10 protein-coding genes and 1 tRNA gene are annotated in these 9,327 nt (G+C 71.4%); 10 read left to right on the top strand and 1 reads right to left on the bottom strand.

The genetic code is table 11. The annotated features are described in order from the left end of the window. Positions 1 to 134: 134 nt before the first annotated feature. The 3 genes from H0X00_RS17800 to H0X00_RS17790 all read left to right on the top strand — a co-directional run bounded on the left by H0X00_RS17800 (position 135) and on the right by H0X00_RS17790 (position 1,568). On the top strand, positions 135 to 701 hold the full coding sequence (locus H0X00_RS17800) for a relaxase domain-containing protein (protein WP_293773502.1): 567 nt from the start codon (positions 135 to 137) through the stop codon (positions 699 to 701). Next, the gene (locus H0X00_RS17795; protein WP_293773500.1) at positions 698 to 1,279 is read left to right on the top strand and encodes a hypothetical protein; all 582 of its coding nucleotides are present in this window, start codon (positions 698 to 700) and stop codon (positions 1,277 to 1,279) included. The genes H0X00_RS17800 and H0X00_RS17795 overlap by 4 nt, the downstream gene beginning before the upstream one ends. A gap of 61 nt (positions 1,280 to 1,340) precedes the next feature. Further along, entirely contained in the window at positions 1,341 to 1,568 is a 228-nt protein-coding gene (locus H0X00_RS17790) for a helix-turn-helix domain-containing protein (protein ID WP_293773498.1), read from the top strand. A 149-nt stretch (positions 1,569 to 1,717) separates the two neighbouring features. Here the strand turns inward: H0X00_RS17790 and H0X00_RS17785 are convergent. After that, a tRNA-Arg gene (locus H0X00_RS17785) sits at positions 1,718 to 1,789 on the bottom strand. Between the two features lie 141 nt (positions 1,790 to 1,930). Here H0X00_RS17785 and H0X00_RS17780 point away from each other — a divergent pair. From H0X00_RS17780 to H0X00_RS17750, 7 genes are all read left to right on the top strand, one after another. Beyond that, complete coding sequence (locus H0X00_RS17780; protein ID WP_293773495.1) at positions 1,931 to 2,437, top strand: response regulator; 507 nt, start codon at positions 1,931 to 1,933, stop codon at positions 2,435 to 2,437. A 9-nt stretch (positions 2,438 to 2,446) separates the two neighbouring features. Beyond that, the gene (argS, locus tag H0X00_RS17775) at positions 2,447 to 4,108 is read left to right on the top strand and encodes an arginine--tRNA ligase (RefSeq protein WP_293773492.1); all 1,662 of its coding nucleotides are present in this window, start codon (positions 2,447 to 2,449) and stop codon (positions 4,106 to 4,108) included. Positions 4,109 to 4,110: 2 nt separating this feature from the next. Continuing rightward, on the top strand, positions 4,111 to 5,511 hold the full coding sequence (lysA, locus tag H0X00_RS17770; RefSeq protein WP_293773490.1) for a diaminopimelate decarboxylase: 1,401 nt from the start codon (positions 4,111 to 4,113) through the stop codon (positions 5,509 to 5,511). 57 nt (positions 5,512 to 5,568) lie between these two features. Further along, positions 5,569 to 6,873, top strand: coding sequence for a homoserine dehydrogenase (locus H0X00_RS17765; RefSeq protein WP_293773488.1), 1,305 nt, complete (start codon positions 5,569 to 5,571; stop codon positions 6,871 to 6,873). A gap of 8 nt (positions 6,874 to 6,881) precedes the next feature. Further along, positions 6,882 to 7,940, top strand: coding sequence for a threonine synthase (gene thrC / locus H0X00_RS17760; protein ID WP_367186680.1), 1,059 nt, complete (start codon positions 6,882 to 6,884; stop codon positions 7,938 to 7,940). Beyond that, positions 7,941 to 8,861 (top strand): homoserine kinase, encoded by a 921-nt coding sequence (gene thrB / locus H0X00_RS17755; RefSeq protein WP_293773484.1) that lies wholly within the window; start codon positions 7,941 to 7,943, stop codon positions 8,859 to 8,861. Positions 8,862 to 9,048: 187 nt separating this feature from the next. Continuing rightward, positions 9,049 to 9,327 (top strand): Rho termination factor N-terminal domain-containing protein (locus tag H0X00_RS17750; protein WP_293773481.1); only part of this gene is annotated, 279 nt, incomplete at its 3' end.

The following is a 9,327-nucleotide window of genomic DNA, read 5'->3' as shown; positions in this document are numbered from 1 at the left end:
CCATCAACCTGACGGCCACTCACCGTGGAGAGCCCGGTGCGGGGAGACTCGCACGCCGGGTTCGGCGGGCGGCCTGGGGAAACGGACCGGGAGCAATCCCGACACCGCGCCCCAGGCCGACCCAACCCATCCGATTGCCCGTCAGATTCAGCTACCGCGACCGCGGACCCCGCCGGACCCCGGGATACGAACTCGACGGCATCAGCGACGAGCTACTCACCGTGTTCTCCTCCCGCTCTACCGAGATCGGCGCGAAGGTGCAGGACCTGGTCGCCGCGTTCACCGACACCCACGGCAGTGAACCGGACCGGGTTCAGACGATCCGCCTGCGACAGCAGGCCACCCTGGCCACCCGCCCGGACAAGCACATGAGTCCGCTTGCCGAGCTGCGCGCCCGGTGGCGAGCAACCGCGGAGACGGTCACCGGCCAGCCCGCCGACGCGATCGCTGGCAACGCCCTGACCAGCGCCGATGCAGGGTTGTCAAGCATCGCGTCAACCACTTCGGCAACCCGGCACGGCACCGAGATCTCCGACGCGCTGCTGGCCCGGTACGCCGAGGCGGCCGTCGCTGGGGTGACCCAGCGGGGGGCGGCCTGGACGGCCACGAACCTGCTCGCCGAGGCCGCCCGCACCACCCGCGCCCTGCGCCTCCCCGACGTCCCGGCGCGGCTCGCGCTGCTGGACCGCGTCGTCACGTGATCACGACCCGCCGCAACCAGCGCCGCATCATCCGCGCGGACGGCGGTCACGTCCGCAACGGCGATCGATGGCGGGTCGTCGCGCTGCAGGTCGACGGATCGCTCGACGCCGTCCCGGCTGGGCCGGAGGATCGAAATCCGGGGTCCGCCGTCCGGCTGCCCGCCGACTACGTGCGTGATCACGTCGAACTCGGCTACGCCCTGACCGTCCACCGGGCCCAAGGCGTCACCGCCGACACCAGCCACCTGCTCGTCCGGGAGGGGATGGCTCGGGAGGCGCTCTACGTGGCGATGACCCGCGGCCGGCACGCCAACCACGCCTACATCGTCACCGACACCGGCGGCGCCGAGACCCACGTCGCCCCGAAGGAACCGACGGGGCGTCAGATTCTGGAAACCGTCTTGCGGTCGCCCGGATCCGCGACCTCGGCTACCAGTGCGCTGCGACGCCGGCAGGCCAGCCACGTCCTCGCAGCCAGCCCCACTGGCCTGTGGCCGCCGCGGCCAGCCGCCGAGACCACTCGGGCCCGGCCCGACCCGGCTCCACGCCGCCCACCGCCGCCCGGGATGACCCGGTGACTCGCCGCGGTGCCTTTCGCCGAGAACGGCCGAGAACAACCAGCGCCCAGAGGGGGGCCCAATGAGTAAGCCGCGCATCCAGCACAACGGTGCCGAGATCGAGGACGACCCGCTGCTGACGAAGCAGGAGATCGCGGACCTGTACGGCACGACGGATCGTTTCGTGGAGAAGCTGATCGCCTCCGGCGACCTGCCCGCCTACAAGCTCGGAGGCAAGCTGGTCCGGATCCGCCGCAGCGATGCGCTGGCACTGCTGCGGCCGGTGCGCACCGCGCGGGACGCGCTCTGAGCCGGGGCTGCCTACGCCCTGATCCAAGCGGCCGGGCCGATCGAACGTGGGCTCATCGCGGCGAACCAGAGCGAACGAAAGTTAGGGCATGTGTAGGGCATAAATCGCGGCCCGGGTGGTCCAATGTGGCTCTGACCTGCGGAATGCGGTGCCCCCGGCAGGATTCGAACCTGCGCACCCGGCTCCGGAGGCCGATGCTCTATCCCCTGAGCTACGGGGGCTCGGGACTTTGAACGCCGAGAGGTTACCGCACGGTCGGCGCGCCTTTGACCGGGATTACCCGTCAAAGCGCCTCTGTACGCCGTTCTCCCAAATCGGGCAAAACGCCCGGATCCACTACCTAGCGTCGATAGTCTCCGAGAGTGCGGACTCCCACCATCCGCGTGCTCGTGGTCGACGACGACGAGCCCGTGCGACGACTGATCCGCCTCAACCTTGAGCTCGAGGGGTTTGAGGTCGAGCAGGCGACCGACGGTCGTGACTGCCTGACCAAGGTGCGCACAAATCCGCCGGACGTGATCACGCTCGACCTCGTCATGCCGGCCCTCGACGGCCTGAGCGCCGCGGCGCGGCTGCGGGAGTCCGAGCACACCCGGCACATCCCGCTGGTGCTGATCACCGGCGCGGTGACGCCCCGGGACCGGCTGCGGGCGGACGAGATCGGCATCGACGCCGTGCTGACCAAGCCGTTCGCGCCGCAGGACCTGGTCGCCACGATCCGGAGTGTGGTGGGGACCACTCCGGCACCGGCCCAAGCACCGGCCCAAGCACCGGCCCAAGCACCGGCCCAAGCACCGGCCCAAGCACCGGCCCAGGCACCGGACGAGCCCCCGGTTAAGTCGGAAGAGCGCGCACCCTCGGGCCATTAGGCTTCGCGGGTGACTCCCGCAGAGCTGTCCGACGCCGTCCAGATCGCCGTGTCCGCCGCGGTGCAGGCCGGTGAACTCGACGCGGAGGTGCCCCGGGAGGTCCACCTCGAGCGGACCCGGACCCGGGAGCACGGCGACTACGCCACCAACATTGCGATGCAGCTGGCCAAGCCGGCCCGGAAGCCCCCGCGGGAGGTCGCCGAGATCATCGCCGGGCACCTGCGGCGCGCCTCCGGTATCGAGAAGGTCGCGGTGGCCGGCCCCGGCTTCCTCAACATCACCCTGGACTCCGGCGCTGCCGGGCGGCTGGCCTACCAGATCGTCGTGGCCGGCACCGCCTACGGCCGGTCCGAGACGTTGCGCAAGCAGCGGATCAACCTGGAGTTCGTCTCGGCGAACCCGACCGGCCCGGTCCACCTGGGCCACACCCGGTGGGCCGCGGTGGGGGACAGCCTGCGCCGGATCCTGGAGGCGGCGGGCGCCGACGTCGCCTCGGAGTACTACATCAACGACGCCGGCGTGCAGATGGAGAAGTTCGCGAACTCCCTGCTCGCCGCCGCGCGGGGTCTGCCGGCGCCGCAGGACGGCTACGGCGGGCAGTACATCGCCGACATCGCCGCCAAGATCCTGGAAGCCGCGCCGCACCTGGCCGACGCCCCGGACGCCGACGCGCTGCCCGAGTTCCGGGAGCGCGGCCACCGGCTGATGCTCGCCGAGATCACCGGCAGCCTGGAGAAGTTCGGCGTCCACTACGACGTCTGGTTCTCCGAGCGGAGCCTGCATGCCTCCGGCCGGGTGGACGAGGCCATCGCCACGCTGCGCACCCAGGGGCACGTCTACGACCTCGACGGCGCGATCTGGCTGCGCACCACCGACTTCGGTGACGACAAGGACCGGGTCATGGTCAAGGCGGACGGAGAGAAGACCTACTTCGCCGCCGACGCCGCGTACTACCTGGACAAGCGCAGCCGGGGCTTCGACACCTGCATCTACATGCTCGGCGCCGACCATCACGGCTACATCGGCCGGCTGCGGGCGCTCGCGTCCTGCGCGGGCGACGACCCGGACATTTCCGTGATGGTCCTGATCGGCCAGTTGGTCAAGCTGCTGCAGGGCGGCGAGGAACTGAAGATGTCCAAGCGGGCCGGCACCATCGTGACCCTGGAGGACATGGTCGACCTGGTCGGCGTGGACGCTGCGCGTTACACGCTCGCGCGCTCCTCGACGGACAGTCAGCTGGTGATCGACGTCGAGGAGATCACCAAGCAGGCCCCGGAGAACCCGGTCTACTACGTGCAGTACGTCGCGGCGCGGACCTTCCGGGTCGCCGCCAACGCCCGCGACCTGGGCATCGAGTGGTCGCCGCCGGAGTCCTTCCACCCCGAGCTGCTCACCGACGATCGGGAGGCCCGCCTGCTCGCCGCGCTCGGCGACTTCCCGCGGGTGGTCGCCTCCGCGGCGGAGCTGCGCGAGCCACACCGGATCGCCCGGTACATGGAGGAGCTGGCCGGGGTCTACCACCGGTTCTACGACGGCTGCCGGATCCTGCCCCGGGGCGAGGAAGAGGTCTCCGACCTGCACCGCTCCCGGCTCTGGCTCAACGACGCCACCCGCACCGTCATCTCCAACGGGCTGGCGATGCTCGGCGTCAGCGCGCCGGAGCGGATGTAGCGATGAGCAGAAGCGCGCACCCGGCCGGCCCGCGGCACGCCGACGTCATGCACGCGGACGGCGTCGCGCCGCCCCCGCACGACCTGAACGCGCTGGACCCGATGGTGTGGCCGACGAACTTCACGCGTCGCGAGGACGGCGTGTGCACCATGGCCGGCCTCGACGTGCGGGACCTCGCCGCCGAGTACGGCACGCCGACCTTCCTGCTCGACGAGGCCGATTTCCGGTCCCGCGCCCGCGGCTACGCCGAGGCCTTCGCCGGCGCCGACGTGTTTTACGCCGGCAAGGCCTTCCTGTGCGGTGCAGTTGCGCGCTGGGTGAATGAGGAGGGGCTGCACCTCGACGTGTGCAGCGCCGGTGAACTCGCGGTCGCGTTGCGCGCCGGCTTCCCGGCCGAGCGGATCGCCCTGCACGGCAACAACAAGTCGGTCGCCGAGCTGGACATGGCCCTGGAGGCCGGCGTCGGGCGGATCGTGCTCGACTCCTACGCCGAGATCGTGCGGCTGGCCGACCTGGCCCGGGCGCGCGGAGTCCGGGCCCGCGTCCAGATCCGGGTCACGGTCGGCGTCGAGGCGCATACCCACGAGTTCATCGCGACCGCGCACGAGGACCAGAAGTTCGGCTTCTCCCTGGCCGGCGGGGCCGCGGCCGAGGCGGTCCGCCGGGTGCTGATGCTGGCGAGCCTGGAGCTGGTCGGGCTGCACTCGCACATCGGTTCGCAGATCTTCGACACCGACGGCTTCGAGGTTGCCGCCTCCCGCCTGGTCGGGCTCGCGACCGCGATCCGTGACGAGCACGGCGTCGAACTGCCTGAGCTCGATCTCGGCGGCGGACTCGGCATCGCCTACACCTCCGACGACGACCCGGCCGACATCGCCTCGATGGCCAAGTCGCTGATCGCGATCGTCGAGCGGGCGTGCGCCGGCGCCGGGCTGGCCGTCCCGCGGCTCTCGGTCGAGCCCGGCCGGGCGATCGCCGGGCCCGGCACGGTCACGCTCTACGAGGTCGGGACGGTCAAGGCGGTCGCGCTCGCGGGCGGCGCGACCCGCGCCTACGTGAGCGTCGACGGCGGGATGAGCGACAACATCCGCACCGCGCTCTACGACGCCAGCTACACCGCCGCGCTGGTCTCCCGGTCCTCCGAGGCGGCCCCCGCGCTGTCCCGGCTGGTCGGCAAGCACTGCGAGAGCGGCGACATCGTGGTCCGCGGCCTGTACCTGCCGGCTGACATCGCCGCCGGGGACCTGGTCGCCGTGGCCGCCACCGGTGCCTACTGCCGCTCGATGGCCAGCAATTACAACCTGCTGGGTCGTCCGCCGGTCGTCGCGATCGCCCAGGGCGCCGCCCGGGTGATCGTCCGGCGCGAGACCGAGGACGACCTCGCCCGCCTCGATGTCGGGTGAGAAGTCCGGACGGTGGAAGAATCCGCCCATGAGTGCTGACACCTTGGCCGCCGGGTAATGGCCCCCATCCGGATCGGGCTGCTCGGATGCGGCGTCGTCGGCACCGAGGTGGTCCGCCAGCTCCACGCCCAGGCCGGGGACCTCACCCAGCGTGTCGGGGCCCCGCTGGAGCTCGTCGGTGTCGCCGTGCGCCGCGCCAAGCGGATCCCGGAGAAGGCCGCTGAGCTGGGCGTTGACGGGTCGCTGTTCACCACCGATTCGGTCGAACTGGTCACCCGCGAGCTGGACGTGGTCATCGAGGTGATCGGCGGCATCGAGCCGGCCCGCTCCCTGATCCTGTCCGCGATGGAGCACGGCGCCTCGGTGGTCACCGCCAACAAGGCGCTGCTCGCCGAGGACGGCGCCACCCTCTACGCCGCCGCCGAGAAGTACGGCGTCGACCTCTACTACGAGGCGGCCGTCGCGGGCGCGATCCCGCTGCTGCGCCCGCTGCGCGAGTCGATGGTCGGCGATCAGGTCAACCGGGTGCTCGGCATCGTCAACGGCACCACGAACTTCATCCTGTCCCGGATGCACGAGACCGGTGCCGGGTTCACCGAGGCGCTGGAGGAGGCGTCCGCGCTCGGCTACGCCGAGGCCGACCCCTCTGCCGACGTCGAGGGCTTCGACGCGGCCGCGAAGGCGGCCATCCTCGCGAGTCTGGCCTTCCACAGTCGCGTCACCGCCGCCGACGTCTACCGCGAGGGCATCACCGAGGTCAGCTCCTCGGACGTGGCCAGCGCCCGGGAGATGAACAGCGTCATCAAGCTGCTGGCGATCTGCGAGCTCTCCGCCGACGGCTCCAGCATCGGCGTGCGGGTGCACCCGGCGATGATCCCGCGCTCGCACCCCCTCGCCGGGGTCGGCGATGCGTTCAACGCGGTCTTCGTCGAGGCGGCCTCGGCCGGGCAGGTCATGTTCTACGGCCGCGGTGCCGGTGGCGCCCCGACGGCGAGCGCGGTGCTCGGCGACCTGGTGGCGGTCTCCCGGCATCGGGTGGTCGGTGGGCGCGGGCCGGGGGAGTCGGCCTACGCCCAACTCGCGGTCCGCCCGATGGGCGAGACCGTCACCCGCTACTACATCAGCCTCGACGTGGCCGAGAAGCCCGGCGTGCTGGCCCAGGTCGCCACCGCCTTCGCCGAGCACAACGTCTCGATCCAGACGGTGCGTCAGCACGGTCATGCCGAGGACGCGAATCTGGTCATCGTCACGCACCGCGCGCCGGACTCGGCGCTGGCGGCGACGGTGGCGCATTTGCGCACCATGGATGCGGTCCGGGCGGTCGCGAGTGTGATGCGGGTGGAGGGCGATCTCGAATCATGAGTGCCGTGATGACACATCAATGGCGAGGCGTGATCGAGGAGTACCGCGACCGGATGCCGGTCACTGCGGCCACCCCGATCGTGACGTTGCGGGAGGGCGGTACGCCGCTGGTGCCCGCGCCGGTGATCTCGGAGCTGACCGGGTGCCAGGTGCACCTCAAGGTCGAGGGCGCCAACCCGACCGGGTCCTTCAAGGACCGCGGCATGACGATGGCGATCTCCAAGGCCGCGCAAGAGGGCGCCAAGGCCGTCATCTGCGCCTCCACCGGTAACACCAGCGCCAGCGCCGCCGCCTACGCGGTGCGCGCCGGGATGGTCTGCGCGGTGCTCGTCCCGCAGGGCAAGATCGCGCTGGGCAAGATGAGCCAGGCCCTCGTGCACGGCTCGCGCATCCTGCAGGTCGACGGCAACTTCGACGACTGCCTGACCCTGGCCCGTGACCTGTCCGAGCACTACCCGGTCGCGCTGGTGAACTCGGTGAACCCGTTCCGCATCGAGGGCCAGAAGAGCGCGGCCTTCGAGATCGTCGACGCGCTCGGCGACGCCCCCGACGTGCACGTGCTGCCGGTCGGCAACGCCGGCAACATCACGGCCTACTGGAAGGGCTACACGGAGTACTGCGAGGACGGCCCGGCCACCCGCCGACCCCGGATGCTCGGGTTCCAGGCGGCCGGCGCGGCTCCGATCGTCAACGGCGAGATCGTGAAGAGCCCGCAGACGATCGCCACCGCGATCCGGATCGGCAATCCCGCCTCGTGGGACTCCGCGATCGCCGCCCGGGATGAATCCGGCGGCCGCATCGAGGCTGTGACGGACCGTCAGATTCTTGCCGCGTATCGGTTGTTGGCTTCCCGAGAGGGCGTGTTCGTCGAGCCCGCGTCGGCGGCCAGCGTGGCCGGCCTGCTGATGGCGCGGGAGAACGACTGGATCCCGGCGGGGCTGCAGGTCGTGTGCACGGTCACCGGCAACGGCCTCAAGGACCCCGAGTGGGCGATCGCCGGGGCCCCCGCACCGGTCACTGTGCCGATCGACGCCGCGGCCGCGGCCGAAAAGCTCGGCCTGGCCTAGGTGTCGCTCGACTTACCTGTCCCCGCTTACCGCGCCGAGGCCGTCCGGGTGCGGGTACCGGCCAGCAGCGCCAACCTCGGCCCCGGGTTCGACTGCTTCGGCCTCGCCCTGACCCTGCACGACGTGGTCGAGGTGCAGGTGAACGCGCCCGGCCTCGAGCTGTCGGTGGTCGGCGAGGGCGCGCGCACCGTGCGCCGCGACGCCCGGCACCTGGTGGTTCGCTCCATGCACGAGTGCTTCGCCCGGCTGGGCGGATCGCCGTCCGGGCTTCGGGTGGCGTGCGCCAACGCGATTCCGCACGGGCGCGGACTCGGCTCGTCCTCGGCCGCCATCGTGGCCGGCATCGTGGCCGCGCGGGCACTGTGCGTCGACGGCGAGCAGCGCCTCGACGACGCCGCATTGCTGCGCCTGGCCACCGAGATCGAGGGGCATCCGGACAACGTCGCGGCCGCCCTGGCCGGCGGGTTCACCCTGGCCTGGACGGAACCTGAGGGTGCGCGGCTGATCCGACTGGACCCCTCGCCGCTGATCGCGCCCGTGGTGTTCGTTCCGGACACCGAACTGTCCACGCGCAAGGCACGAGGCCTGCTGCCGAAGACCGTGCCGCACGCCGACGCCGCTGCGAACGCCGCCCGGGCCGCGCTGATGGTCGAGGCGCTGACCCGCACGCCGGAGCTGTTGCTGGTGGCCACCGAGGACCGGTTGCACCAGGACTACCGCGGCCCCGCGATGCCGGTCAGCCTCGACCTGGTCAAGCGGCTACGCGCGGAAGGCGTTCCCGCGATGGTCTCCGGCGCCGGGCCGACGGTGCTCGCGCTGACCACCCCGGACGCGGCGGAGGCAGTGGCGAAGCTCGGCGGGGAGGGCTGGCGGGTGCACCACCTGTCCGTCGACCCCGTCGGGGCCACCGTGTTATCGTGAGGCCGCACCTTGGCGCGCCGTGATCTTCGGCGCTTGCCGTGTCGAATCTCCTCACTTCGAGAACCTCGCGAAGCGTGCGCTGATCCCTGGCTTCTTGACCCGGGATCACCCTGCGCCGTGGTGCTGTTCCGTCAGATACCGACCTCGCACGCCCTGATGGCCTGGGGTCCGGAAGGACAACAACCAAGTGACAGAATCCACAGATCTCGCTGAGCCGGCCAAGAAGCGTCGCGGCGAGGGACTGAACGGCATGGTGCTCTCCGAGCTGCAGGCCATGGCCTCCGGGATGGGCATCACCGGCACCGGCCGGATGCGCAAGAGCCAGCTGATCGAGGCGATCAGCGCCGGCGGCGCTCCGGGCAAGTCCGCCCCCGCCAAGACCAAGGCGTCGGCCGAGGCGCCCGCGGAGGCCCCCTCCGAGAGCCCTCCCGAGAACACCGGCGAGAAGACCGCGCCGGCCGAGGCC

The organism is Sporichthya sp. (assembly GCF_013815995.1).
GTDB lineage: Bacteria > Actinomycetota > Actinomycetes > Sporichthyales > Sporichthyaceae > Sporichthya.
Note: the sequence above shows the minus strand (reverse complement) of the source record. Positions and strands in the feature narration are given on the sequence as shown.

Coding starts and splice junctions, on each gene's coding strand:
- H0X00_RS17790 (WP_293773498.1), top strand. CDS start 1,341: ATGAGTAAGCCGCGCATCCAGCACAACGGTGCCGAGATCGAGGACGAC.
- lysA (WP_293773490.1), top strand. CDS start 4,111: ATGAGCAGAAGCGCGCACCCGGCCGGCCCGCGGCACGCCGACGTCATG.
- H0X00_RS17765 (WP_293773488.1), top strand. CDS start 5,569: ATGGCCCCCATCCGGATCGGGCTGCTCGGATGCGGCGTCGTCGGCACC.
- thrC (WP_367186680.1), top strand. CDS start 6,882: ATGACACATCAATGGCGAGGCGTGATCGAGGAGTACCGCGACCGGATG.